Raw genomic sequence first — 24,948 nt, 5'->3', positions numbered from 1 at the left:
AATCTTCGCTGCTGCCTTGGGGAGTGACCCATCGGCTAATATGATTAGCCCATGACAAATCAGACGGTAGCTTGACGTCGAAGGGGGAATTCCATGCCGGTAGGCTTACCCGAATTCGTTGAAAACCCAGAGAACCGCTGCCCGGTGATCTTGCTGCTGGATACCTCTAACTCCATGGCGGGGGAGCCGATCCAGCAGCTGAGCCAGGGGGTACAGGTGTTTAAGCAAGATGTGCTGAAAGACACCAAGGCAGCCCTGAGTGTAGAAGTGGCGATTGTCGCCTTTGGCCCGGTGCGACTGGTGCAGGACTTTACCACCATTGACCACCTGACGCCCCCCGAGTTGGTGGCTGATGGGCTAACCCCCATTGGAGGGGCGGTTGAATACGCCCTGGAATTACTGGAAGGGCGCAAAGAAGTGTATAAAACCAATGGCATTCAGTACTATCGGCCCTGGATTTTTTTGATTACCGATGGGGCCCCCACCGATGTTTGGCAAACGGCAGCCGAAAAAATTCGGGCCGGGGAAGCGGCTCGCAAGTTCTGCTTCTTTGCGGTGGGGGTCGAGGGGGCGGATATGAAGACCCTCAGCCAGATTGCCCCAGCCGAGCGACCGCCACTCCTGCTGAAGGGGCTCGACTTTAGCCCTATGTTTGTCTGGCTGAGCACCTCGATGAAACGGGTGTCGAGCAGCAAGGTGGGGGAGGCCCTGGCCCTACCCCCGGTGGAATGGGGTCAAATCACGACATAGGAAACCATTGTGGGTTGGAGAGCAATTGCCCGATCGGCCACTGGCACTCGCCATCAACAGCAGCAGCAGCCCTGTCAGGACTATGGGGCGGTGATGGTGCCAACGGGCGATCGCCAGGGGGTGATTGTGGGGGCCGTAGCCGATGGGGCGGGCAGTGCCCCCCATGCCGATGTGGGAGCCAAGCTGGCGGTATCCACCAGTTTGAATTTTTTGACGGCCAGTGAAGCGTGGCTGCAAAAGCACCAGCGATCGTGGCAGCGCTGGCCAGAGTCGCCCTCGGCAGAGCTGATTCAAAATTTGTTTTTGAAGGTGGTAACGCGGGTGCGATCGCGACTGCAGCAACAGGCGGATAGCCAGGGCTATGCCATCGATGATCTGGCCTGCACCCTGCTGGCCTTCCTGGCCACCCCAGATTGGATAGCGGCGATGCAAATTGGCGATGGGTTTATGGTGGTTCGCTGTACCCCCCAGGGTACCCGCTCCATCGGCATGCCAGCGGAGCCCCAGTACCACCTGATGTTTCAGCCAGATCGGGGGGAATTTGCCAACCAGACCACCTTTGTTACCGCTGCCAATGCCCTGGAGGCCATGCAGGTGCGGGTGGTCACAGAACCGCCGCAGTTTATCTGTGCGGCCACCGATGGCATTGAGCGGGTGGCCCTGCGCTTTAAAGACTGGCAGCCGTTTACCCCCTTCTTTCGCCCCCTGGAGGAGTATCTGTGGGAGACGCCTCATCCTGAGGCGGATGACGCCTATTTAGTTAGCTTTTTGACTTCCGAGCGGCTGAATCAAAAAACGGATGATGATAAAACGTTGGTGTTGTGCTGCTACGATCGCCAGACTTAACGGCCGGTTTTCAGGTTAAGGCTGTTGACTAGTTTTTTGCTCACAAGCATGAAACAGCCCTGCTCCCACGGCGGGGTGCCCGTTCGCGTTCGCGTTCGCGAAGCGTTCCGAGGAAAAGCGTTCCGAGGAAAAGCGTTCCGCAGGAAAGGGCGGGGTGGTCCCCTCCTGGGAGGGGTGCCCGGAGGGCGGGGTGGGTTCTTTCGGGCTGGAGTTGACCCACCCCTACCCACTTCGACAGGCTCAGCGCAGGCCTCCAAAGGAGGGGATTTCGGATCTTGCCCTAGGCGGCCATCGCCTCTAGTAGTTCCTCCGCCAGGTCAAAATTGGCCGTGACCGACTGCACGTCGTCCAAGTCCTCCAGGGCGTCCATCAGTTTCAGCAGCAAGCGGGCTTGATCCGGGTCGTCGACCATCACAGTGTTACTGGGGATCCACCGCAGTTCCACTTGCTTGACCGGGTAACCATGGGTCTTCAGGGCGGTGTCCAGCTGTTCCAAATCAGCAGGATCGCAAAACACATCGGCGCCGGGGGTGTCGTCATCCAGGTCCGTGGGTTCATAGGACTCAGCACTACCGGCCATGGCGGCTTCCAGCAGGGTGTCTTCGTTGCCGGGCTCAGCGATGGTGACCACTCCTTTTTGATCAAACATCCAGCCGACGCAGCCGGTTTCCCCCAGGTTGCCATTGCTTTTGCTAAAGGCGGCCCGGAGATCGGCGGCGGTGCGGTTACGGTTATCGGTCAGGGCTTCAATTAAGATGGCCACTCCCCCTGGGCCATACCCCTCGTAGCGAATTGCTTCGTAGTTATCGTCTGCCCCCAGTTGGCCGGATCCCTTAGCGATCGCCCGATCGATGTTGTCATTGGGTACCCCGGCGGCCTTAGCTTTATCGATGGCGGTGCGCAGTTGAAAGTTGCCAGCGGGGTCGGGGCCGCCCAACCGAGCGGCCACAATAATTTCCCGCGACATTTTGGCAAAGACTTTGCCCTTGACCGCATCGACTCGGGCCTTTTGTCGTTTGATATTGGCCCACTTGCTATGACCTGCCATACCCCACAGTTAAAACAACAGCATGGTTTATTTTATCTTGTGGGGTTGGGATTCTTGAGGCGATCCCTAGCTGGCCGCCGCCCGCATCGCTGCCCCAATCAAACCCACCTGGGGATTGAGCACAATGTGGACCGGCACTTTGTCCAGCAGGTGACTGACGCGGCCCTTGTGGCCAAAGGCCTGCATAAATAGGCCCGCTTGGATCAGGGGCAGGTTTTTAGCGGCAATACCCCCAGCCACGTAGAGGCCACCATAGGGCAGCAGTTTTAGGGCCAGGTTGCCCGCTTCCGCCCCATAGGCTTCGACAAAAATTTCCATCGCCTTGTGGCAGAGGCGATCGCGCCCTTCTGCCGCCGCCTGGGCAATCACAGCGGCTGGGTCTATGGTTTTGGTCTTCAGCCCCGTTTGTCGCTCCCACTGGGTGATGGTGTCAGCGATGTCAGGGGATTCGCTGGCAAATTCGCGATCGCGCAGAAATTGATAGATCGAGACAATCCCCTGGCCCGACACCACCCGTTCCACTGACACCCGCGAAATTTGGTGCTTATCCAGCAGGTAGCGCAGCAGTTGAAACTCCAGCTCAGAGCGGGGGGCAAAATCCGCATGGCCCCCTTCCGAGGGAAACACCACCTGCCGCTGCCCCTGGGGAAGGGCAAACCCCTGGCCCAGGCCTGTCCCCGCTCCCAAAATCGCGACGGGGGCCTGGGGATGGAGGTCTCCCGATTGCAGGGTGTGTAAATCCTCTGCTTCTAGGCCAAACACACCATAGCCCACTGCCTCAAAGTCGTTGATCAGCTCAACGCTTTGCAGCTCCAATTCTGCTTGCAGGCGATCACCCTCCAGGGACCAGGCCAGGTTGGTCAAACTAGAGCAGTTATCAACCACCGGACCGGCAATGGCAAAGCAGGCCCGCTGCGGCAGGTAAGCCTGACCCAGGGATGCTTCCGCCTGCTGCAAAAACGTTTTGACCATGGGCACCAGGTCGGGGTAAGCCTGGCTGGAGTAGGTGGCTTCAAAGCAGTTAGCGAGGCTAAGCTTTTCAGCCCTGGCGGTATCGGTGGTGGTGTACTTGACCAGGCGCAGAATGGTTTTGGTGCCGCCAATATCACCGGCCAGTAAATAGGTCATTGGACTTGCTTACCCTAGAAACACTAAACAACAACTGGTAAGTCTTGATTGAGCTTGCCGCTACGAAAGCCTTCCAGATCCAGTGTGACATAGGTAAACCCGTAACTTTGAAAGGCGGCCACCAGACTGGCCATGTCGGTATTGGCAACAAAGGTTTTGATGTCGGTAGCAGGTAGCTCGATCCGGGCGGTATCCGCCGCTGACCTCACCCGCAGGGTCCGCAACCCCAACTGGCGCAGGTAGCGTTCGGCCCGCCCCACCCGCTGTAATTTTTCCTGGGTAATCGCCTCGCCATAGGGAAACCGGGAACTGAGGCAGGGTTGGGCGGGTTTATCCCACCAGGGCATCCCCAGGGCCTGGGCGATTTGTCGTACCTCCAATTTACTGATGCCCACCTCAGCCAGGGGCGATCGCGCCCCCCGCTCTTTGGCTGCCTGAATGCCTGGGCGATAGTCGCTGAGGTCGTCGGCATTCACCCCATCTACCACGTAGGGGTAACCCCGCTCTAGGGCCAGGGGGCGGAGGGTGTCGTGCAGCTCGCTCTTGCAGAAATAACAGCGATTCACCGGGTTGCTGGCGTAGTTGGGGTTATCCAACTCGTGGGTCCGGACAATCTCGTGGGCAATGCCAATGGTGGCCGCTTGCAACTTAGCGTCCTCCAGGTCCTCGGGCAGCAATGATGGCGAGTCAGCGGTGACGGCCAGGGCGCGATCGCCCAACACATCGTAGGCCACCTGGGCCACTAGGGTGCTGTCAATGCCGCCAGAATAGGCAATCAAGGCCTTATCCATGGTGGCAAAGAGGGCTTTAAGCTGGTCAAGTTTGTGGTTCACCATAACAATCAGGGCGGGGTACCGTGCTGCAATCATTCAAATCACTACCATCCTAGTGGGATTAGCTGCCCCCCAGGGGCAACCCATGGACTCATCCTCCCTTCCCCAACAACCGCCGATATTGCCATATCATTGAACAAGGGCAAATTTTCGGCACATATCACTCAGTATCTATGGTTTCGGATAGCGACACATTGGAGGGACTACGGGCGCAGCTCGGGGGCGATTCACTTAAAAAGCAGCTCTCGGCTGTCCATGAGCTGGCCGCCTTGGGGGGTAGCGGCATGGAGGTGTTAACCAGAACCTTGAGCGATCGCAACGATCAGCCCGCGACGGTGCTGGATGGGCGGATCGTCCAAGTGCTCTACGCCTCTCAAAATGAAGACTTGCGTGATTTTTTGGCCCAACATTGGCCCCAGGGGCGGCTACCGATGGCCACAGCCTCTGGCGTTGACTACTGGCCCCTACAAGACAGCTTGATTCGGCAAGACTTTCAAACCGCTGACCGGCTCACCCTCGAAAAGCTCTGTGAGTTGGCTGGACCTGGGGCGGTGCAACGGAAGTGGGTATACTTTACCGAAGTCGACCAGTTCGCCTCTGTAGATTTACAGACCATTGATCAATTGTGGTTAGCCTACTCTGAAGGCAAGTTTGGATTTTCCGTGCAGCGGCGGATCTGGCTGGGTCTGGGGCAGAATTGGGACAAGCTTTGGCCTCGCCTGGGGTGGAAAGATGACAACATCTGGACCCGCTACCCCGGTGAGTTTATTTGGGACCTCAGCGCCCCCGACGGTCACCTGCCCCTATCTAACCAACTGCGGGGGGTGCGGATGCTGGCGTCGTTACTGTCTCATCCTGCCTGGAGCCAAGGGAGTTAGGCGGTGGCCAAGCAACGGCGCAAAGCTGATTTGCCCACCAAAGTCTGTCCGGTCTGCCAGCGGCCCTTCACCTGGCGCAAAAAATGGGCTGGCTGCTGGGAGCAGGTGAGGTACTGTTCTGAACGCTGCCGCCGCCGCCGCTAGCCTTGGCTAGATATGGTCAGTATGCTCTGGTTGTACTAGACCACCGGACAGATCCCAGGGTTCTTTCCTGGGATACCCTGAAGTTCCTAGCCAATAGGCTCCAGAACCCTGGGATCTTGGCATCGGGATCTCGGCCTTGTGTACCGGGGCACTAGCGGCAACGTTCTTACCCCCAGGAGGCCCCTGAAATGACTCACGATGAAACCAATTACGACAGAGACGTGCAGCAAGAATTGCGCCTAGGACGTCAGTTTTCCCTGGCCGATGCCATTGGCCAAGAGGCCGGAAATTTCATGAAAGGGGAGTCGCCGGTCCCTCGCCTGGTGCAGGCCAAAAGCCAGGTGCGCCAGTGTTTAGCCAGCCATCTAAAGGATTTACATGGAGCGCTATACCAGGTGTTGTTGCGGTGGATTGATGGCGATGACAGCCGCATCAGCCGCCACTTAGATGACCCTGAAAATGCTCTAAAGGAGCTGTTAGAAGGGGTATTGCAATCCTCTGAAACGCTGTATGAACTGGTACGGCAGGCTGATGTCACCTGGGGTCAGCTCTACGATGAGCGCCCCCACTTTCAGCAGCCAGGGCAAGCTCCCCACCCTGATGACGAGTACACCCATGAGTCGGTACGAGTTGCCCTGCAGGCGTGTTTGCAAAGGCTGGCCTCTGAAACTAAAGGGGAATTGTCATGATGTACCTTACCCAAGTGAGATTCGCTACAGGCTAAAACCCACTACTATTAGGTAGAAATATGAATTCTGAAGACAGATTTCCCCAGGCTTTCTTATTCAAACCTAAGCCATTTTGTGCAGGGTTCATACGTCAGAGAAAAGTAGCTTAGACATCAAGCCGATGATTGATTACGTTCGACACACTCTCCTGCCCTCGAAGCCAGCCCAGCTGATGATCAAAACTGTGATGAAATGGTTACAGGATAACTGTCTAGAAATGGGGGCCGCCCTGTCTTACTACGCCATATTTTCCCTATTTCCAGTGCTGCTAGTGATTTTGAGCGTGACCGGTTTTTTGCTGGGACCAGAGAGCGATGCCTTTCCCCAGGTGCTGAATTTCGTTGATGAAACCTTGCCACCGGGGGCAGTGGGCATCGTCGAAGATACACTAACAAACCTGAACCAGGATAGCGTCGCCGCTGGAGCTATTAGTTTTGTGGTGCTGCTGTTTACAGCAAGTAGTGTTTTTGGGGCGCTCGATCGATCGATTGATCGGATTTGGCAAATAGAACCCTCTCAAAATGATAATGAAGGTCTTAAAGCAACAGCGATCGCGGTGGTGAGTAAAAAGTTGGTTTCCTTTGCCCTGGTCTTGGGTACGGCGGCCTTACTCTTACTCTCCCTTTTGTCTACGATCATTATTCGAGTGGTGATGACAGTGATTGCTCAGTTTGAAGACACAGTGCAGTTCGTAGACCTCGATAACCTGCCCATTGCTCGGTTGTTGCAGCTCGGGTCTTCGACGTTGATTTTAGCCCTAGCGGTGCTGCTACTCCTGCGATTTTTACCCTCCACTCATACCCCCTGGAAGGATGTATGGCCAGGGGCGTTACTATCGACGGTGTTGTTGCTTGCCTTGCAACAACTAGTGAGTAACAGTGTGATTGAAATTGGGGCCCAGTACAGCTCCTACGGGGTGATCGGCGGGGTGATGATTTTGATGATGTGGATCTATTTAACTTTTCAGATTTTTTTCTTGGGGTGTGAGTTTTCTTATATCTATGCCTACCTGTTTGGCAGCCGTCGCAACCGCTCTCTAGAGCTGTAGGAAGGCAGGAGGAAGGAGACAGGAGACAGGAGACAGGAGACAGGAGGCAGAGGAGCAAGATCCCAGGGTTCTGCCTCAGGGTGCCGGGTAACTCACACCCATGAGTTCAAGAACCCTGGGATCTGTACGGGGGAGTTAGTAGCCAGATAGCCCATCTCTTGTTGATACTCGGTGAACTCTTTTTGAGACCCAAATTGAATCACCTGAGTCTAGCTCTAAGAGGGATTACCAGTTCGATGGAATCTCATGCAGTAGGACAGTCGGCCACATCCCCTCCTGGGAGGGGTGCCCGGAGGGCGGGGTGGGTCTCTTCAGGCTTGAGTTGACCCAAGCTGACGCAGCCATGGGCTTTGGCGGTACCATAGAGGGGTTTCATCGGTGTTGGGTGGTATGGATCAGGCGCTTTTAGAGCGATTTCAGCAAGCCTACAAAGACTTGGGCCTGTTCCCCCTGGTGGAGCCGGAGGATATCGAGCGGTTTCGGGTGGACTATGGCTTGGCGGTGATGGTGCGGCTGAAGCGCGAGATCGAGGCGTCGGTGAAGAATGGCAAGTTTGTGTTTGCCGGGCACCGGGGCTGCGGCAAGTCGACCCTGCTGAAGCGGTTGGCCATTGACATGCAGCCGAAACAGCTGATTAAGTGAGGTTGTCCATGGAGGATGGGGCGGCCGAAAATCAACACCAGTTGCGCCGGTTGGTGTGGTCGATTCAGTCCAGCTATGGGCGGCTGAACCTGCTGGTGGCAATCTGCGATAACTGGAAGTATCGAGATGAGATTATCGCTACCTATGAAACGGAACTGCGGGGTAAAGGAGCCCGCTGCGATCGCCTGCGCCTGGACCCCCAGCAACCCAGCCTAAAACGCAGTCTGCAAGCACATCTGGCACAACAGCCCGACCTGGCCACCCATCCGGCAACGGTGGTGACGGTGTTGGGGGCCGACGAACTGCTGGGGTTGCGGCTAAACCAGGACAAATCGGCCCTGGAGCAGTTTTTGTTTTCGTTGCAGTGGACTCGGGAGTCGTTGCGGGGGTTTCAGTTGCCCCTGGTGCTGTGGCTGACCCCCAGAATTGCCGCCGCCCTGGCAAACCAGGCCCCAGACTTTTGGAGCTGGCGGGGAGGGGTGTTTGAGTTTTCCCAGCCGATGGCCTGGGCCTTTGCCCCAGAGCGTTACCCGAGCCAGACCCAGATACAACGCCAGGAGCAGACCGCCACCACCGCCGACCCGGCTAACTTGCAGCGGCAGATTGATGAGTTGCTGGTCCAGGACCCCGACTCGCCGCTGTTGGCGAGCCTGTATCACAGTTTGGGGCAAGCCCTGAAAGACCAGGTGCGCTATGCGGAGGCTGAAGGGGCCTATCGTCAGGCGCTACAGCGGCGGGAGCAACAGCTCGGGGCAGATCATTCTGATGTGGCCACCAGCTTGAATAACCTGGCCGAGTTGTATCGTGCAATGGGCCGCTATGGGGAGGCGGAACCGCTATACCTACGGGCGTTGGCGATTTATGAACAGCAGCTCGGGGCGGACCACCCCTCTGTGGCCATTAGCCTGAATAACCTGGCTGCGTTGTACTACGCGATGGGCCGCTATGGGGAGGCGGAACCACTCTATGAGCGATCGCTGGCGATTCGAGAACACCAGCTCGGGGCAGATCACCCTGATGTGGCTAACAGCCTGAATAACCTGGCCGAGTTGTATCGTGCAATGGGCTACTATGGAGATGCCGAACCGCTTTATGAGCGATCGCTGGCGATTAAGGAACACCAGCTCGGGGCAGATCACCCTGATGTGGCCCAAAGCCTGAATAACCTGGCTTTGTTGTACAAGTCGATGGGCCGCTATGGGGAGGCGGAACCGCTCTTTGAGCTGTCGCTGGCAATTTATGAACACCAGCTTGGGGCAGATCATCCTGATGTGGCCACCAGCTTGAATAACCTGGCCGAGTTGTATCGTGTGATGGGCCGCTATGGGGAGGCGGAACCGCTTTATGAGCGATCGCTGGCGATTCGAGAACACCAACTCGGGGCAGATCACCCTGATGTGGCCACCAGCCTGAATAACCTGGCTGCGTTGTACGAGTCGATGGGCCGCTATGGGGAGGCAGAACCGCTCTATCTGCGGGCGTTGGCGATTTTTTCAAAAGCTCTCCCAGAAAATCATCCCTCTCTTAAAACCGTTTACAACAACTTCAAGACCTTTATCCAGGCTGTCCTGGAGGCGGGACAGGCGGATCAACTCTCGGACCATCCTGTGACCCAGGCGCTGATTAACGGCGAAGAGGCCTGGGCGATGATTGAGAGATCTGCGGGTTAATAGTGTACCCAGTGGCCAGGTTTCGACTTCGCTCAACCTTCAGTGATCGAGGGCTGAGCGAAGTCGTTCATGTCATGGCTCCCCTGGGGAGCAAGCCCGATCAGCGGGTAGTTTATTTGCCTGCACGTCCCTAAACAAGATCTATCTCAACCTGAGACCAGTCCTGCCAGTTAAAAGACCCAATAAAATACGCTTGAGTCTCATAACTGACTTTCAAATCGGTTAAGCGGTGGGGAGCTAGGCCACCGGTATAGATCCCAGCGGTTGACTAACGGCGGTGCCCTTCGATGGAGCGGGCAGAAACCTTGTGAGGGTGTTTCCTGGGGCTGGTGGGCAGAGCCCACCCTACGATTGGAGCACTGTTTCCTTAGGAGGGTTCTGCCCTGGAATACCCAGAAACTCATGGCCAATCAACTTAAGAACCCTGGGATCTTGACCTACTGCACCGCTGCTCAAGGTAGGTGGTTAGAATGGGGAAAAGTTTTCACAAAGGGGAACAGTTTTCACCACGCTTAATGCCCAGTAGTGGTTATGAGGCCGCGATCGCAATGATGTCTGCCAACACAAATGTCCGTTGGACGGTTGCGGATTTAGAGGTGTTGCCTGAGGACGGGCGGCGCTACGAAATTATTGATGGAGAGCTGTTTGCGACCAGAGCCCCTCACTGGAAGCATCAAAATGTCTCTGTCAAAATTGGTATGGCTTTAGAAGGCTGGTCGGTACAGATCGGCTTGGGCGAGGCCGCAGTCAACCCAGGATTGGTGTTTTCTGAGATTGATAGTGTGATTCCAGACATGGTGTGGGCCAGTCATGAGCGGTTAGATACCATGCTGGACGAGGCCGGGCACTTGATTGCCGCCCCAGAACTAGTCGTGGAAATTTTGTCGCCTGGGGAAAAGAACGAACGGCGGGACAAAGACGCAAAGCTGAAAATCTACTCTGCCTATGGGGTGTTGGAATATTGGATCGCAGACCGCAAACAGCGTAAGCTAGAGGTCTATCGCCGCGAGAGCCTGCCTATGGGGTGTTGGAATATTGGATCGCGGACCGCAAACAGCGCAAACTAGAGGTGTATCGCCACGAGGGGGGGCTACTGAAGTTAGCGGTTTCTCTCTATGCTGATGATCAACTGACGAGCCCCGTTCTGCCTGGGTTTAGGGTGACTGTGAGTCAATTCTTTTGACGGTGCGCTGGGGTCAGGGTTAGGCCACGCAGCGTCAAGACTGTAGCGTCAAGACTAAAACTAATGCTCCGCCTGGACACCAGGGTGGGGACTGTCAGCATTATTACTGGGCCGCTTTCATTGGCCCCGAGAATTAGCGGCCCTGACAAATAGGGCAATAGGGGCTTGTCGATCAGCGCTCAATCAACCCACACTCGCTTTATCAGAACTGTCATAACCTCACCTACCTTGCCAGTGGGTACTAGGGGGCACCAGTCGTTAGCTTCAGCAAAGCGGCGGCTGTGCAGGTCGTAGATGACGGCTTTTACCCCTTCAGGGGAGCCGGTGACGGTAATGCGAACGGTTTCTTGATGGGGCTGGGGCACAGGAGCAGGCTGCTCCAGAGGGTTTAGGGATTTGGATTTCGCGTCAGTGGCCTGGAAGTTAGAGATCATGATGGACACTCATTGGCTTACACTGTCATCATATAGTGAATGTACGCCATTAAGTGTCCATTTACGACGTTTCTTCCCTCTGAGATCATTCAGGGCATGGGAAGAGCCGGGCATGCCTTGAAAACAGTTTTGGAAACCTACGAGATTAGCCAGAACAAGTTGGCGACGCTTTTGGGCGTGCGTCGGTCAGTGGTGTTTCGGTGGTTTCACGAGCAGCGAGATCCTACAGCGGAGACTGTCTCCGAGATTGTGAAGGCGCTAAATTCTGTGAATCCCAAAGCGGCACAGGAGTTTGTGACGCTTTACTTAGGAGAGCTAATCAGCCCTGAGGATTTGGAGGACTGATCTCAGGGGCTATGGCAATCCTGCATGAATCGTGAGGATCCGTATAGTAGGTGGCCCGCCTATATAGGCAAGATGCTCATCCCACTTTGACGAATCACCTCGATTGCTAACGCCAGATAGAGTACATCTCAAAATGAGACTAATTCATATTTTATCTAGTCTTCTTTTGGCTTGCTCTGGTCCCAAATAAAGATAGTGGAGATGCTTAATTCCCGGACTGGTGCTTAGTGCAGCGTCAAGACTTGAATTTAGGGTTTCCAGATGTAAAGGTTTGATGGCATCAAGGTCCAAAATCCCCTCCTTTGGAGGCCTGTGCTGAGCCTGTCGAAGTAGGTAGGGGTGGGTCAAGCAAGCCAGAAGAACCCACCCCGCCCTCCGGGCACCCCTCCGTGGGAGGGGACCACCCCGCCCTTTCCTGCGGAACGCTTTTCCTCGGAACGCTTCGCGAACGCGAACGGGCACCCCTCCGTGGGAGGGGATGAAAGGTCCTGATGTTCAGTTCACCCATCCCGCACCCTGTCCGTGAATAGACACTTTAATGTGACGGTTGAGTAGTTGTGGGTAATGCAAATAGTCAAATTGCTAGAACTGCTTCTTGAAAAGGGTTTCAGGGCGGGTTGATATTGACAGGACTATAAATGGACTAAATTTTTGGCCCCTGCAGACCCTGTTTTGGCCCATTACTCTGGCGATCGCACCTACATGAGCCCCTTTACCTGCCTGGGCGATCGCTGCTTTCACCCTCGATCTTATCTAACCCCAGCAAACATTACCCGCATTTTTCACGTCCTCTGGGTAGCTACCAGGCGGCTGACTAATTGCACCAATATGAGACTCAGCGTTGTTTTCATGGGACTCATTACTCCTAAGCCTAGTCTTGGAATGAGATCCTTTGATTAGTTTTTCCTGTCTTTAGAGGAAAACGTTTAAACCCCTGGCAAAATCACCGTGAACCCAAAGTACACCTAGAAGACTCATGGGTCTTATATGGAGACCCATTTTAGGATACTAGAGTCTTTTTGTAAGACTAGATCCCAGATCTTGTTGTCGGTCCATCAATCGGCGGTCGTTCTATGCCAGCAACCTGACCCGTGACCAGTGGGATTTCTTATCCTCCTTGTTACCTGGCCCAAAAACCACCGGTCGGCCTCGAACAGTTGACCTCTACCTTCGCCATCGATAACCATCAGCTGCACATCAGCACCAGCTATTGGCATTACCCTATTTCCGCAAGATGGTGCTAACCTCACTACCCTGCTTCGCCACGCCGATCAGGCCCTCTACCAGGCCAAAATTTTAACTAACCGAGACAGAAATCAGCACCAAAATAGCCACCAGCAAAATGGCTGCGGCCCCTAGAAAAATATATCGTCGCTGCTGCCGGGGTGAAGGGTAAGTCGAGGGGTATACCGTGGGCTCGGTGGCGAAATTGTTAATCAGCCCTTCATCGTCTACCGTCGTACCTGGGATGGCAACATCGCTAGTGAGCTGATCATCGTCGTGGCGAAGATTGGCCTTCACCTCAGCGGGAATCAGCTCGCTGCCGTCACTAGCATTTTTAGGAATTGAGTTTGCATCCTGTGCCTGGGCTTTTTCATTAGTCATGGGGCCTCCTGAGAAAAACTACCGTTAGGGATTTAGCTTTCATTGACCTGAAACAGTCTGCACTCAGATCGAGTTATTCGAGCCCCATCTGGAAGAGGTGAATAAATTTCTAGATAAGACTCTAAAAATGCCTCAAATAAGACTCTCTCTTCTGGAAAGACGATGCGCTCAAAATAGTGTACTGAATCACTTATCATCCGAATAATTTGCGTATCTACCGTATTGTTGATGTAGTAGCAAAGAATCGGTGAAGAGACTGGACTCGGTAATTGATCGGGCGATCTAGACTTTAATAGAGAAAGGATGTAAGCCATGATTTTTAGAAGGCTATGCCGACATAAATGATTACCTACAAACTTCCCACCGGGCTGTCTAATTGGATGTATGATTTGTTTGACAATGTAGCTAATGTTTACATTTAGACAAGCTCCTTTAATTCAGCATGCTGCCAAGTGAGCTGTGGCTGCAGCGTGGGACTTCTTCCAGGCTCTGGGCTTGACAACTCGGTCTTGGCTGTTGACGGTCTGGAGTACCTGTGTTGGGCGAACTAAGTTCTGAACCTCGTCGACGAGATCGCCAATGTCAATGGGCTTGAGCAGGTGGCCTTCCGCCATTGCCAGCAGGTCATGAGAAAAACTAGCTGCACAGAAGGCTGAAACCATCAAGATTGGAATCGCCTCCTTCTGGCCTAAAATAATATTTTTTGCTTTCTGAATCAGTGGTAAAAAGTCTTCATTGAAAAACCTAATTTCACAGATCAATATATCGGGAACTAGGTAATCTAAAAGAGTCACTGCATCGGCGATCGACTCCAGGGTTGTCACCTGAGCGCCGCAGGTTTCAAACAAAGTTTTGCAAATACAGCGGCTGTCGTCATCGTTGTCAACGACCAGTATCTGAGCACCCGCTAGAATGCTAGGGTTGAGAAGAAGCTGACTGTCATAGATCATCGTGACAACCCACTATAAGGTATAAGGAATTCTTCAGGGGCAAAGACTGCCATGGGGTACGGATTACGTAACCGTCCCCTGAGCGGAGTCGAAGGGAACTTTCGACTAGGTTTTGGCTTCGACTTCGCTCAGCCAACATAGTTCTAGGGACGCTTACCGGATTACCTAGATCGTAAAGTCTACGCTATCTCCGAGTAAGGGCATGGTTTGATAGCAGTGGCCGCAGCGCCAGTAAACCTGGTTTGATCGTGCATGCCGCAGCAGTACATTTGAGCAGCAGGGGCACAGGTGTCTAACGCCTAGGGACCGCTTTTGCGCGATCACGCTGGGACAACCGTAGGTTTTCTCCAAAGTCGATACAGCTGTGGCAAGGTTGGTGTTCATAAAATAATCTGTCTAAAGGTCAGGCTGGGCGACCTACCGAAATACCTGAATCAGGTAGTCGAAATACGCGCCCACTTCACTGCTGTCAGCCGAAGACAGCAGTGAAGTGGTGGCGGTTTTCATGGCGCGAATGCTTTCGCCTATTCCCGCCAGCGGGGTGCCCAGGGAGTTGTACATTTGGCGCACGCCAATTACGCCAATCTCTTCGATGGGGGTGGTGTCTCCGGCGGCGACTCCGTAGCTGACCAACCGCAGGTAATAGTCCATATCGCGCAGGCAGGTGGCGGTCATGTCTTTGCCGTAGGCGTTGCCGCCGGGGGCCACTAAACTGGGGTTCTTTTGAAAGAGTTGGTTGGCCGCTTGTTTGACGATGCGATCGCGCCCATCCGCCAATGCCTGCACCAACCGCACCCGCCGGCTACCGCTAGCGACAAAAATCTTGATCTGATCCACTTCCCCAGGGGTCAGGTAGCGGCACTCGGCATCGGCATTGACAATTAGAGTTTTTACAATGCTCATTTCTATCGCCTTTTTAGGTTGCTGGACCACGGGCAGCGGAGCCGTCCGTCCTAAATAGTTTGCTGGGATGGGCGGTGCCCTGCACCTCTTCTGATCGCAGCTCGGGCCGTGGCCAAAGCTGCGATCGCCTGCACCGATCTACACATTTCTGTGCGTCAGTGTGCCGTAGAGGAAAATCGCAATGATTGCCCCCAGAACGGCTAAAAACACCCCAAAAAAGCTCAGCCCTGGGGCCGTAATTTGGAAGTTGCCATTCTGAAGAAACGTGTGCAGGGTGCCGCCGATAAACGCGCCGACAATGCCCAGCAGCATGGTGGCTAGCCAGTTGCCGCCCTGATAGCCGGGGACGATTGCCTTTGCGATCGCTCCCGCCAGCAGCCCTAAAATAATCCAGGCAATGATGTTCATAACTTACTCCTTAAGGTTGACTTGCTTTCGCGTGACTTGCTTTCGCAGCAGTAGTGCTGGCCCCAAAAGCATCGCTGACAAGCACAAGGTGCTACCTTCCTCCCAGGGCGGAAGGGGCTGGGGGATGGAGGGAAAGCCCTGTCCGCGAGGGTTTCGGGACTTATGTGACTTAGTAGCCCTCCCTGGGAGAGGGTCTAGGGTGTAGCTTGCTTCTCTGGGAGTGGGTTACAAAAGTGGGATGCACCCTGAGTTGATTCCCCGGGGAATCAACTCAGACCGTTGATGTTGGTGGGCTAGTCGATGGGCTAGTCGATGACTTTTTTGACCTTGTCTTTGCCGTCTTCGACGGTGTTGCGCAGGTCACCTTCGGCCTGTTTAGCCTTTCCCTTGGCCTGGGTTTCGTGGTTTCCGGTTAGATCGCCAGCAGTTTCTTCAACTTTGCCTTCAACTTTTTTGGCAGCGGCCTTAGCTCTATCTTCAATGCTCATGGAGGTATCCTTCTGTAAGTTGGTCTAGACCGACTCTGTCTGTCCAGATTTATCGGCCTATGGGTCTATTGTTACCTGTGGAAGTTCTATTTCATGCATGAGTTGTTTGACAGCGTCAACTGATTACAGGTTGAATCAGTCAACTTAGTCATCGAGAAAAAAAGCGTTGAGACTTTGCGTATACCTGGGGTCTTGGGTGCCGAGAAGTTGAACTACTGTTTTAGTCCTGTTCGAATTGATTGATTTAGCTAAAAATGTAGCAAATTTCCTCAATTCTATTATTAGATTAAGGAAGGTTCTCAGGAGGTTTAACGTTTGATGGAAGCTGCAAAGTTAAGCAAATGGTGGGATTCCTTAAACTCTAGCTTTTGGTTTTTGCCGTCACTAATGGTAGGGCTAGCCATCGGGCTTTCGTTTTTTACCATTGGTATTGACCACTGGCTAGGGTCTGACGTCATCAGTGAGGTGAACTTGATATATTCATTGGGGCCTAGCGGGTCGCGGGCGGTGCTCTCTGCGATCGCGGGTTCTATGGTGAGTGTGGCCACCACCGCATTTTCCATCACGATTGTGGCGCTGCAGCTGGCCTCTTCCCAATTTGGGCCGCGTCTGCTGCGAAATTTTATGCAAGATACTGGCAACCAGGTAGTGCTGGGTACGTTTATTTCTACCTTTGTGTACTCCCTGATGGTGCTGCGCACGGTCAATGAATCAGAGGGCCGCGAGTTTGTGCCCCATATAGCGGTAACCTGCGCCATTGGCTTAGCGATCGCCAGCATCGGCGTGCTAATTTATTTTCTGCACCATGCCGCCTCATCCATTCAGGTGGATAACGTGATCACAGCCGTCGGCGACGACCTAGAGCAAGCCATCCAGCGGCTGTTTCCTGAAGCTACTGAACACAGCTTCTTAAGCCAAAGAGCCGCCGCCGCCGCCGATATACCCGCAGATTTTAACCGCCACTCTTACCCCGTCAATGCTAAAGGTGACGGCTATCTCCAGGCTTTTGACGATGGCCGACTCATGCAGATTGCCACAGAGAACGATCTGATGATTCAAGTGCAGTTGCGGGCCGGTCGCTTTGTGGTGCAGGGTAGCGAACTGGCGCGGGTCTTTCCTAAAGACAAGGTCAATAAGTCCCTGAGATCCCAAATTGATGGGGCCTTTGTACTTGGATCTAAGCGCACCAACCAGCAAGACCTAGAATTTTCCATCAACCAGCTGGTCGAGATTGCCGTACGAGCCCTGTCGCCAGGCATTAATGATCCGTTTACGGCCATCCGCTGTATAGACCAAATCAGTGCCACCCTGTGCCATCTGGCCCGGCGTGACATTCCCTGGTCCCACCGCTACGATAATCAAAACCAGCTGCGATTGGTGACGGTATCTCTGTCATTTGAGGATGTCACCGATGCCGCCTTTAACCAAATTCGGCAGAATGGGCGGTCAAGTGTGGCGGTGACCATACGGCTGCTGGAGGCGATCGCGGTGATTGCCCCCTTTACCTACCGACCCGCCGACCGCGCCGCCCTTAGGCGCCAGGCCCAGATGATTAAGCGGGGCAGCCATGATGCCATCGTCGAAGAGCTCGACCGCCAGGATATTAAAGCGCAATACTTAGACACTATTGGTGCGATCGAGCAGCTTTAAGAAACTAGTAGTCAGTCAAAAAAATAATGACGAGAGATGCGATTTAGGGGCCACGGTTTACGGTAGGCGGTTTAAGGCGAGCCGTAGACCTTGCACCGTATACCGTAGACCCTGCCTTCGTAGGTTGGGTGGCGCGATAGCAGGCATTTCACAGGTTTTGTCAGCCAATCAGGCCAATAGGGGTTACCTTTGCCTCAGAGTACTAGGTTCTAAACCCTAGCTTTAGCTGGAGCGTACTTTGAGTTGGTGCGAACGCTACGAGTGCCGGTACTGGCACCAAATAGAGCCGCGGCCAGGGCTAACAAAGAGCCAATAAAGAACGACCAGCCTGCTTTTGCAGCATTACCCGCAGTATCTCTGGTTTGATCGGCTGTTACATTGGGCGCTGTGTCCGGTAACGTTAGCCCACCCTGCTGAGCCTGACCAATGGCATCACCGGCGTTAGACGCCACGATGCCGAAGGCTCCAGAAACACCAGCAGAAAGTAGCCAAGCACTAATGGCGAGGGTTGTAGCCCATAGAATAGTGGCATTTAGCAGGGCGCTGCTTTTATTCATCGGGCCAGCGGCTCGCGCAGTCACCCAACCCCCAATAAACAGGGCAATTAGCAGGCTAATAATCGACCAAATACCCACAGCCGAACCTACATCTCCGAGGTTAGATCGGGGTGCACCTGAATTGGCAATGGTAGTGAGACCAACGGCAACCCCCAGGGCACCTAGAACGAGTTGAGTGGCGATCGCAGTAAACAAACCAGCAAAAATTGGCCCCCAGCGCACGATATCGTGATATTCCTGACTCGGGCCAACAACAGCAGGCTCAACATAATTTCCCAAGGGCTGACTATCTCGGGGTTGATCGCCAATGTTGATCGCCAATGGGTTGATTAGAGTACGTCATTGTAATCTCCTGATAGAGTAAAAGCTGACAATTAGTTGAATGATGCAGTGGAAGAGCTCGTCAACATTTTTTAATTTTTATTGCTGCCGCTTCAAAAGGTCTACATCCACTCAAAATCTGAGACTGCTCAAACTGTTTTTTAAGTTCTCGAAAGGCACTTCCTTAAAGCATTCTGTGTAAAGTCAATAGCAGAATCACTAAAATCAGAACGGCGATGAAAGTCTACCTGTGAGACCATCGAAGCGCTAAGCAAACTTGGTATTTACGTTTGTATGATACAGAGTTAAGCAAAAACAATAACCTGTCTTTCGATATAGATAGATTTTAAAATATGTTATTTTTTCTTACTTGCTTAATCTCAATATTTAACTGAGATCGCTGGGGGATAGAGTTATGTCCCTATTGATGTTGACGTACAGAAGGCAAATTATACCAAGGCAGATCAGGGTATTCATGGTGCTCCCAATGGTAGCCAAAGTGATAGCAGGTTAAGAGTGAAAGAAGCAGCGGATAATTGCTGCTAACGGCATGATGGTCGCATCCAGCAGTCTCTGAGCCATGAGGCAGATAGGTGCCGAAAAAGAATAGCTGCATTGAACTGAGCGCGATCGGCAATAGCCAGAACAGGAATAGATTGGCAAAGACAATGTGAAACCCAACACTAGCTACTAAAACTATGGCTGCTATTTTGAACAGCATGACAACCTTTTCCCTGCCATTTATATAGCCGTCCATAAATTTCCAATACCAAAAGAAAAAGCTGCGATCAGTGCCATTGTGAAAGTCGGGGTCTTTGGCTTGACCAGGATATCGGTGGTGCTTCCAGTGGTTGAGAGCAAGCTTTTCGTAAGGCAATAGAGCATAGAGCGTAACGGCTAACCGCCCAACGCCCTGATCCAGACGGCGATCGCTGGGTATGACCACCCCGTGAATGGCATCATGGGCCAAAATAAATAAACCAGTTTGAATATAAATGCGCCCCAAAACGGCAGGCAGAACCCAGAGAAGGTTGTGCTGACCGATGTCAACCCACAAGAGCGCCCCTAGACTGACCACCCACAGCAACAAAATAACTGAGGCAATTAAAACCCCTGTTAAGGGATCTGGGTGCGAGTCATACCGCATGTAAGTCGGCCTCGCTCAGCAATATGGCAGTCTCTCCACCAACTCTGCCAAAGTCTGGTTCTGGCCCCGGCATCATTTCAATAATGTAGAACCAAGTTTCAGCTTCATACTTGAAGCTTGTTACAGAACCTTCGCCACCCAAAAAACTAACGTGTTGGGCAGGGCAAAAGCTGGGCGATCCGATCAATCCTTTATTCATAAGACAATCTCCATAATTTGTCACGGTAATAGAGGGGCGCTTGATTACTTGATTAAATTGGTTGACCCCATTGGCCCAATGCAAAATTCAGTACGCCTCGGGTTGGTTTAGGTACAGAAATAGCTGATTCAAATACTGAAGTCAGTAAAACGCCTGAATATGGTAGGGTGCGTCATCGCTCAGCGTGACGCACTCAGCCCGGACTTTCGCCCCTACGAGGTATCGGTAGCCCAGCAATTTTTCTCAATTGCCCTGCCATTCCCGCTCCTCCAGTTCTTTCTGGGGCAGCAGCAGCGTGGCTTCAATTTCCTGGCGAATGGTTTCGGTCACTTCGCAGTTGCTGTTGAGGCAATCCACCAGCAGCTGGTTGGCGTCGTAGTAGCGCTTGAGCACCTGCTCTTGCTCGGGGCTAAACTGCCAGGGGTGGTGAATATTGCGGTAGTGAATAATAGTGCTTTTGAGCTGTTCAACCCAGGTCGAGTAGTTGTCTTGCCACCAGGCTTGCAGCCGCTCCTGGTGTTGGTTAGAGGCGGGCAGCTGGTCTTTAATTTGCTGTAGCGACTTGTAAAACCCTGCATCAAGCACCATCACCAGAATGTTCTTGAGGGCTTCGCTACAGGCATGGGCGTAGGCAAAATCTTGGCTGTGGTCACTGGCAAACTCCATCAGCAAATTTTCCAGCGCCGCATCGAGAAAGATACCCTGGTCGAGGGTACTGGCCAGGGCAAACTGGTCGGCGGTGTGGGTGCTTTGGGCCAGGGCCAGGTAAAAGGCGCGGGTGGTGGCCAGCTTGGGATCGGGGGGAATGGTCTGGGATTTCTCGCTGGCCCACCGCAAAAAATCTTGCAGGTGCGGGTCCTGGGCTACTAGGGCGTCGATCTCCTGCTTCATCAGCTGCACCAGCGAGTCGGCGCTACGCAGCATGGCAGCGGTGAGCAAAAACACCTCGTGCCAGTGGGGGTCGGTGATGTGGCTGACCAGCCCTCCCAGAGCCTGCTCTAGCGCCCGCAGGTTATGGGTGGCAACGATTTTGCGGGCGGTCAAATATTCTTGAAACGCTAAATAAGAGAACGAAAAAATGCCCCGGGCCCGCTCAATCAGCAGCCCGTGCTGGGCCTCGATCGCCTTCAGCATGGCCTCGCTTTCGAGCTGAAGTTCTTCGGGTTCGAGGCCCGCCCCGGGCAAATTTTGCAGGTAGTCTTCGATGTATTGCTCGATGGTGCGCTGCTCAAAAAAGTATTGCCCCTGCTCAAAGGTGACAGCGGCCAGCTGACTCAGCAGCCGCATTTTTTGGGGCAGCAAAAACCCTCGATAGGCGTCGTCGCGCTCTACGCCCTTGGTCTCATCCCACTTGCCCAGCAGCAGGTCGAGACCCTGCTTATAAAACGCTGTGCGCTTGGTGGGGAACTGCCCCTCCCCCTGAAACACCCAGCAAGCCAGGTGCAAAAACAGGGGCGTCACCACCAGCTGGCGAAACTGCCAGTTTTCGGGCAGATCTAATTTCTCGACAAACTCTGCCGCCTTGGCCTGTCCCTGGGGGGTGGCGGCTTTGCCCAGGGCCACAAACCACTTTTGGACAAAGGTGGTGATCTGCGCTTCGCTAAAGGGAGCGATTTCCACATCGGTAAAGCCGTGCAGAGCCAGCTTTTGCGCTGCCGTGCGGCACGACACGACATACCGATTGCGATGGTACTTGTCTGAAAAGCTGCGAATTTCTCGCAGAACGGCGTTAATGTCCTGATTTAGCACCTCATCCATGCCGTCCATCAGCATCAATACCCGCCCCTCTGTGAGCAGGGTTTCAAGCTGGTCGGGGCTGCTGAGGCTAAGGGCTTGGCGACTGTAGTTGAACAAACTAAAATCACCCTGGCGTTTGGACGTTTCGACAAACTCCCGCAGAGCAATAAAAATGGGCACTTGATCGGCGGCGAACTCGCCCTGGTTGCACTGCACGGCTAGGTGCTGCAAAAAGGTGGTTTTGCCGACGCCTGGTTTGCCCAGCACCCGCAGCTTGCCGTAGTTTTTGACCGCTTCCACGCCGGGGATCTGAGGCTGATCGATGATCCCCAACCCCATGCGGTTAAAGTTGGCGGGGTCTAGATTGTTGAGGGCAGCCACCTCCAAACACTGCTGGTTGGCAACGGCTTCGAGAATGTTGATATCCACATAGATGTCGTCAATGTTGACGGGGTACCTGATGTCGAGCAGTTGCAGCACGCCGCACTGGTGCTGAATAGTGTCGTAGTGCTGCGATCGCACCTCTGCAACCAGCTCATCCACCGTCATCGGCTGGGGCTCTAGGTCTTCCCCTGGCTCCAAAAAATCGGCGGGCGGGTTGAGGGCAATCTCGCGCCAGTCCAGATCTAAAACCTGGCAAAGTTCCATAAATACCTGCCGATCGACCGGCTGCCCGGTAAAAAATCGCCAGACTGGCTGCCGGGTTTTGAGATTCACCTCTCCGGCCAAATTGTCCTGGGTCCACCCCTTGAGCGCAAACGCGCGTTTAGCCCGCTGAATCCCGGCGGGGGAGGCCTTTAGCGATCGCTTGGCCATACAGTAAAAAAAGCATCCTAAAGGTGAGTTGAAACAGCCGAAAAAAGTAGTCTTTTATATCACGTTTATCTTACCTGACCTGACCTCGAGAAATCAGCAGCGAACCCAACGCCAGCTAGCGCAAGTCCTTAGTTGGCAAGGGACGCCATTGATCGCTACGATGCCACTCTCAAGACCCATCCAGATTCCACCACCGCCCTGGCCGGATGCGCCCAGGTCCCTGTTGGTCAGGTGCGGTCCAACAGGCTATTGCCCTCTACCAGCCAGCCATTGAGCAGTTTCCCGACGCTCCCGATCTCCGACTAAAGCTAGAAAAGAAAGTACCGCTGGGCCATGGGCAATACATCAGCCGGTTCGCAGGTGAGCAACTCCCCATCGGCCCGCACCTCGTAGGTTTCTGAGTTCACCTCAATGCGGGGTTGGTAGTCGTTAAGTTTCATGTCAGCTTTGCTGAGGTTGCGGCAATTGGTAGAGGCTACCGCCGGAGTGGTCAAACCAATTTGAGCCGGAATTCCAGCATCCAGGGCCACTTTTGAGACAAAGGTCAGGGATGTGGCCGCGATCGCGCCGCCAAAGCTGCCAAACATCGGTCGCATATGCACCGGCTGTGGAGTGGGAATGCTGGCATTGGGGTCGCCCATTTGAGCCCAAGCGATCGCCCCGCCCTTAATCACAATTTCGGGCTTTACCCCAAAGAAAGCAGGCTTCCACAGGCAAATGTCCGCCAGCTTGCCCTCCTCCAGGGAACCCACCTGGTCGGCAATGCCGTGGGTGATTGCCGGGTTGATGGTGTACTTGGCCACATAGCGCTTGGCCCGGTGGTTATCGTTGCGCTCTGAATCCTCCGGCAGCGGTCCCCGTTGCAGCTTCATTTTGTGGGCCGTCTGCCAGGTGCGCAGAATCACTTCCCCCACCCGCCCCATGGCCTGGGAGTCGGAAGCAATCATGCTAAAGGCCCCCAGGTCGTGGAGAATGTCTTCGGCGGCGATGGTCTCCCGACGAATGCGAGATTCGGCGAAGGAAATATCTTCGGGGATGCTAGGGCTGAGGTGGTGGCAGACCATCAGCATGTCCAGGTGCTCGTCCAGAGTGTTACGGGTATAGGGACGGGTGGGGTTAGTGGAAGAGGGCAGCACATTGGCCTCGCCACACACCTTAATAATGTCCGGGGCATGGCCGCCCCCGGCCCCTTCCGTATGGTAGGTGTGAATCACTCGATTTTTAAAGGCAGCAATGGTGTCCTCCACAAAGCCTGCCTCGTTCAGGGTGTCGGTGTGGATTGCCACCTGCACATCAAACTCATCGGCCACCGCCAAACAGGTATCGATCGCCGCCGGGGTGGTGCCCCAGTCCTCATGCAGCTTCAAGCCCATGGCCCCAGCCTTTACCTGCTCCACCAGGGCCTCGGGTTGGGCGCTATTGCCCTTGCCCAGAAACCCCAAATTCATCGGAAAAGCATCCGCCGCCTGCAGCATCCGCCAGATGTTCCAGGCCCCGGGGGAGCAAGTGGTGGCGTTGGTGCCCGTGGCCGGGCCGGTGCCGCCGCCGATCATGGTGGTGACGCCCGAGGCGATCGCAGTTTCAATCTGCTGCGGGCAAATAAAGTGAATGTGGCTATCGATACCCCCAGCGGTGACAATCATCCCCTCCCCCGCCACGACTTCGGTGCCAGGGCCAATGATGATGTCTACATTGTCTTGAATGTAGGGGTTACCCGCTTTACCAATTTTATGAATCTTACCGTCTTTGAGGCCAATGTCTGCCTTCACAATGCCCCACCAGTCCAAAATCAGGGCGTTGGTAATCACCGTATCCACCGCCCCCGCCTCGCGGCCAATGGGAGACTGGCCCATGCCGTCGCGGATGACTTTGCCGCCGCCAAATTTCACCTCGTCGCCATAGGTGGTGAAGTCTTGCTCCACTTCAATGATTAGCTCCGTATCAGCCAGGCGAACGCGATCGCCCACCGTAGGGCCAAAGGTCTCTGCATAGGCACGACGATCCATCCGATAGCTCATGGGGACTCCTTTTGGGACGGGGCAGCAGCCAAACTCTAGAATGCGGGATTTTCCGCCGTTGGTCAATTAAATCGCCCAGTTTTAGGGAATTCAGGGGCCGCGATCGCCCTGGTTAGCCCACATCCTCCAGCCGGAGCGATAACTCTGGAAACGTAGGGGACACTAACGGCTCTCCCAGCCGAAAGCCGCCTCGTCTAGCACCACCACATCTGGTCTCAGGGCCGTGACTATGGCTGCTGGGGGCTGAATTAAGCAGGTTTTAGGAACCGTCCAAGGTCGGTTGAGGCGCAAAATTTCCGCAAACAAGTACCCGGCAATTTTGCCAGCCACTAGCTCATGGGGGCCGGTAGGTTCCAAGTCGCGCAGCTCTCCATCGATCAGTTCGTAGCGGGGGTTATCGCCATACTGGGCGAGAAAGGCTTCCAGGGTGAGGGTTTTGGCTGGGGTGTAGGTCATCTCGTACCTTGACGGC

At 54.3% G+C, this 24,948-nt stretch carries 28 protein-coding genes and 1 pseudogene; 13 read left to right on the top strand and 16 right to left on the bottom strand.

What is annotated here, in order from left to right:
• Nucleotides 1-93: 93 nt before the first annotated feature.
• Both E1H13_RS00500 and E1H13_RS00495 read left to right on the top strand, forming a co-directional pair.
• A complete protein-coding gene (locus E1H13_RS00500) occupies nt 94-750 on the top strand; it encodes a VWA domain-containing protein (RefSeq protein ID WP_169611432.1) in 657 nt (218 codons plus the stop codon).
• 9 nt (nt 751-759) lie between these two features.
• Complete coding sequence (locus E1H13_RS00495; RefSeq protein ID WP_169611431.1) at nt 760-1,596, top strand: PP2C family serine/threonine-protein phosphatase; 837 nt, start codon at nt 760-762, stop codon at nt 1,594-1,596.
• A gap of 280 nt (nt 1,597-1,876) precedes the next feature.
• Here the strand turns inward: E1H13_RS00495 and E1H13_RS00490 are convergent, their stop codons facing one another.
• From E1H13_RS00490 to larE, 3 genes are all read right to left on the bottom strand, one after another.
• Nucleotides 1,877-2,644, bottom strand: a complete 768-nt coding sequence (locus E1H13_RS00490; protein ID WP_169611430.1) for a YebC/PmpR family DNA-binding transcriptional regulator — start codon at nt 2,642-2,644, stop codon at nt 1,877-1,879.
• A 66-nt stretch (nt 2,645-2,710) separates the two neighbouring features.
• Nucleotides 2,711-3,772 (bottom strand): glucokinase, encoded by a 1,062-nt coding sequence (locus E1H13_RS00485; protein ID WP_169611429.1) that lies wholly within the window; start codon nt 3,770-3,772, stop codon nt 2,711-2,713.
• Nucleotides 3,773-3,795: 23 nt separating this feature from the next.
• The gene (larE, locus tag E1H13_RS00480) at nt 3,796-4,608 is read right to left on the bottom strand and encodes an ATP-dependent sacrificial sulfur transferase LarE (protein ID WP_169611516.1); all 813 of its coding nucleotides are present in this window, start codon (nt 4,606-4,608) and stop codon (nt 3,796-3,798) included.
• 170 nt (nt 4,609-4,778) lie between these two features.
• Here larE and E1H13_RS00475 point away from each other — a divergent pair, with 170 nt between their 5' ends.
• The 4 genes from E1H13_RS00475 to E1H13_RS00460 all read left to right on the top strand — a co-directional run bounded on the left by E1H13_RS00475 (nt 4,779) and on the right by E1H13_RS00460 (nt 7,403).
• Nucleotides 4,779-5,483 carry a GUN4 domain-containing protein gene (locus E1H13_RS00475; protein ID WP_169611428.1) on the top strand — a complete coding sequence of 235 codons (705 nt, stop codon included), beginning with the start codon at nt 4,779-4,781 and terminating at the stop codon, nt 5,481-5,483.
• 3 nt (nt 5,484-5,486) lie between these two features.
• Nucleotides 5,487-5,627, top strand: coding sequence for a DUF2256 domain-containing protein (locus E1H13_RS00470; RefSeq protein ID WP_169611427.1), 141 nt, complete (start codon nt 5,487-5,489; stop codon nt 5,625-5,627).
• A gap of 188 nt (nt 5,628-5,815) precedes the next feature.
• Nucleotides 5,816-6,316 carry a hypothetical protein gene (locus E1H13_RS00465; protein WP_169611426.1) on the top strand — a complete coding sequence of 167 codons (501 nt, stop codon included), beginning with the start codon at nt 5,816-5,818 and terminating at the stop codon, nt 6,314-6,316.
• 160 nt (nt 6,317-6,476) lie between these two features.
• Entirely contained in the window at nt 6,477-7,403 is a 927-nt protein-coding gene (locus E1H13_RS00460) for a YihY/virulence factor BrkB family protein (RefSeq protein WP_169611425.1), read from the top strand.
• Between the two features lie 244 nt (nt 7,404-7,647).
• On the opposite strand, the gene E1H13_RS27605 is transcribed toward E1H13_RS00460, so the two are convergent.
• Nucleotides 7,648-7,779, bottom strand: a complete 132-nt coding sequence (locus E1H13_RS27605) for a hypothetical protein (RefSeq protein WP_256378474.1) — start codon at nt 7,777-7,779, stop codon at nt 7,648-7,650.
• 14 nt (nt 7,780-7,793) lie between these two features.
• Here E1H13_RS27605 and E1H13_RS00455 point away from each other — a divergent pair, with 14 nt between their 5' ends.
• From E1H13_RS00455 to E1H13_RS00440, 4 genes are all read left to right on the top strand, one after another.
• Nucleotides 7,794-8,045: a hypothetical protein gene (locus tag E1H13_RS00455; RefSeq protein WP_240966335.1), complete on the top strand. Its 252-nt coding sequence runs from the start codon at nt 7,794-7,796 to the stop codon at nt 8,043-8,045.
• 8 nt (nt 8,046-8,053) lie between these two features.
• Nucleotides 8,054-9,715 (top strand): tetratricopeptide repeat protein, encoded by a 1,662-nt coding sequence (locus E1H13_RS00450; protein ID WP_206069815.1) that lies wholly within the window; start codon nt 8,054-8,056, stop codon nt 9,713-9,715.
• Between the two features lie 548 nt (nt 9,716-10,263).
• Nucleotides 10,264-10,782, top strand: a complete 519-nt coding sequence (locus E1H13_RS00445; RefSeq protein WP_169611514.1) for a Uma2 family endonuclease — start codon at nt 10,264-10,266, stop codon at nt 10,780-10,782.
• Nucleotides 10,740-10,898 (top strand): Uma2 family endonuclease, encoded by a 159-nt coding sequence (locus tag E1H13_RS00440; RefSeq protein WP_347404094.1) that lies wholly within the window; start codon nt 10,740-10,742, stop codon nt 10,896-10,898. Before E1H13_RS00445 ends, E1H13_RS00440 begins: the two co-directional genes overlap by 43 nt.
• Before the next feature lie 179 nt (nt 10,899-11,077).
• Here the strand turns inward: E1H13_RS00440 and E1H13_RS00435 are convergent, their stop codons facing one another.
• Nucleotides 11,078-11,332, bottom strand: a complete 255-nt coding sequence (locus tag E1H13_RS00435; protein WP_169611424.1) for a peptide ABC transporter substrate-binding protein — start codon at nt 11,330-11,332, stop codon at nt 11,078-11,080.
• A gap of 96 nt (nt 11,333-11,428) precedes the next feature.
• Between E1H13_RS00435 and E1H13_RS00430 the strand changes: the two genes are divergently transcribed.
• Both E1H13_RS00430 and E1H13_RS27825 read left to right on the top strand, forming a co-directional pair.
• A complete protein-coding gene (locus E1H13_RS00430; RefSeq protein ID WP_169611513.1) occupies nt 11,429-11,677 on the top strand; it encodes a helix-turn-helix transcriptional regulator in 249 nt (82 codons plus the stop codon).
• 1,179 nt (nt 11,678-12,856) lie between these two features.
• Nucleotides 12,857-13,036, top strand: coding sequence for a diguanylate cyclase (locus tag E1H13_RS27825; protein WP_169611512.1), 180 nt, complete (start codon nt 12,857-12,859; stop codon nt 13,034-13,036).
• Here the strand turns inward: E1H13_RS27825 and E1H13_RS00420 are convergent.
• The 5 genes from E1H13_RS00420 to E1H13_RS00395 form a co-directional block, all read right to left on the bottom strand.
• Entirely contained in the window at nt 12,974-13,282 is a 309-nt protein-coding gene (locus E1H13_RS00420) for a ssl1498 family light-harvesting-like protein (protein ID WP_169611423.1), read from the bottom strand. The genes E1H13_RS27825 and E1H13_RS00420 overlap by 63 nt on opposite strands.
• A gap of 437 nt (nt 13,283-13,719) precedes the next feature.
• Nucleotides 13,720-14,232: a response regulator gene (locus E1H13_RS00410; RefSeq protein ID WP_169611421.1), complete on the bottom strand. Its 513-nt coding sequence runs from the start codon at nt 14,230-14,232 to the stop codon at nt 13,720-13,722.
• 417 nt (nt 14,233-14,649) lie between these two features.
• Nucleotides 14,650-15,135: an allophycocyanin gene (locus E1H13_RS00405; RefSeq protein ID WP_169611420.1), complete on the bottom strand. Its 486-nt coding sequence runs from the start codon at nt 15,133-15,135 to the stop codon at nt 14,650-14,652.
• Between the two features lie 138 nt (nt 15,136-15,273).
• Entirely contained in the window at nt 15,274-15,543 is a 270-nt protein-coding gene (locus E1H13_RS00400; RefSeq protein ID WP_169611419.1) for a GlsB/YeaQ/YmgE family stress response membrane protein, read from the bottom strand.
• Between the two features lie 305 nt (nt 15,544-15,848).
• Complete coding sequence (locus tag E1H13_RS00395; RefSeq protein ID WP_169611418.1) at nt 15,849-16,031, bottom strand: CsbD family protein; 183 nt, start codon at nt 16,029-16,031, stop codon at nt 15,849-15,851.
• Between the two features lie 318 nt (nt 16,032-16,349).
• Here E1H13_RS00395 and E1H13_RS00390 point away from each other — a divergent pair, with 318 nt between their 5' ends.
• A complete protein-coding gene (locus E1H13_RS00390) occupies nt 16,350-17,681 on the top strand; it encodes a DUF2254 domain-containing protein (RefSeq protein ID WP_169611417.1) in 1,332 nt (443 codons plus the stop codon).
• Between the two features lie 209 nt (nt 17,682-17,890).
• On the opposite strand, the gene E1H13_RS00385 is transcribed toward E1H13_RS00390, so the two are convergent.
• From E1H13_RS00385 to E1H13_RS00360, 6 genes and pseudogenes are all read right to left on the bottom strand, one after another.
• Nucleotides 17,891-18,559 carry a hypothetical protein gene (locus E1H13_RS00385; protein ID WP_206069814.1) on the bottom strand — a complete coding sequence of 223 codons (669 nt, stop codon included), beginning with the start codon at nt 18,557-18,559 and terminating at the stop codon, nt 17,891-17,893.
• A gap of 421 nt (nt 18,560-18,980) precedes the next feature.
• Entirely contained in the window at nt 18,981-19,706 is a 726-nt protein-coding gene (locus E1H13_RS00380; RefSeq protein ID WP_240966332.1) for a fatty acid desaturase, read from the bottom strand.
• The gene (locus tag E1H13_RS00375; protein ID WP_169611416.1) at nt 19,696-19,905 is read right to left on the bottom strand and encodes a hypothetical protein; all 210 of its coding nucleotides are present in this window, start codon (nt 19,903-19,905) and stop codon (nt 19,696-19,698) included. Before E1H13_RS00375 ends, E1H13_RS00380 begins: the two co-directional genes overlap by 11 nt.
• 243 nt (nt 19,906-20,148) lie before the next feature.
• A complete protein-coding gene (locus E1H13_RS00370; RefSeq protein WP_169611415.1) occupies nt 20,149-22,458 on the bottom strand; it encodes an NACHT domain-containing NTPase in 2,310 nt (769 codons plus the stop codon).
• Nucleotides 22,459-22,766: 308 nt separating this feature from the next.
• Nucleotides 22,767-24,476, bottom strand: a complete 1,710-nt coding sequence (gene ureC, locus E1H13_RS00365) for an urease subunit alpha (protein ID WP_169611414.1) — start codon at nt 24,474-24,476, stop codon at nt 22,767-22,769.
• A 183-nt stretch (nt 24,477-24,659) separates the two neighbouring features.
• Nucleotides 24,660-24,932, bottom strand: a pseudogene (locus tag E1H13_RS00360) (Uma2 family endonuclease); the annotation flags it as partial.
• Nucleotides 24,933-24,948: the final 16 nt, after the last annotated feature.

This window comes from Nodosilinea sp. P-1105, assembly GCF_012911975.1.
Classification (GTDB): domain Bacteria; phylum Cyanobacteriota; class Cyanobacteriia; order Phormidesmidales; family Phormidesmidaceae; genus Nodosilinea.
Note: the sequence above shows the minus strand (reverse complement) of the source record. Positions and strands in the feature narration are given on the sequence as shown.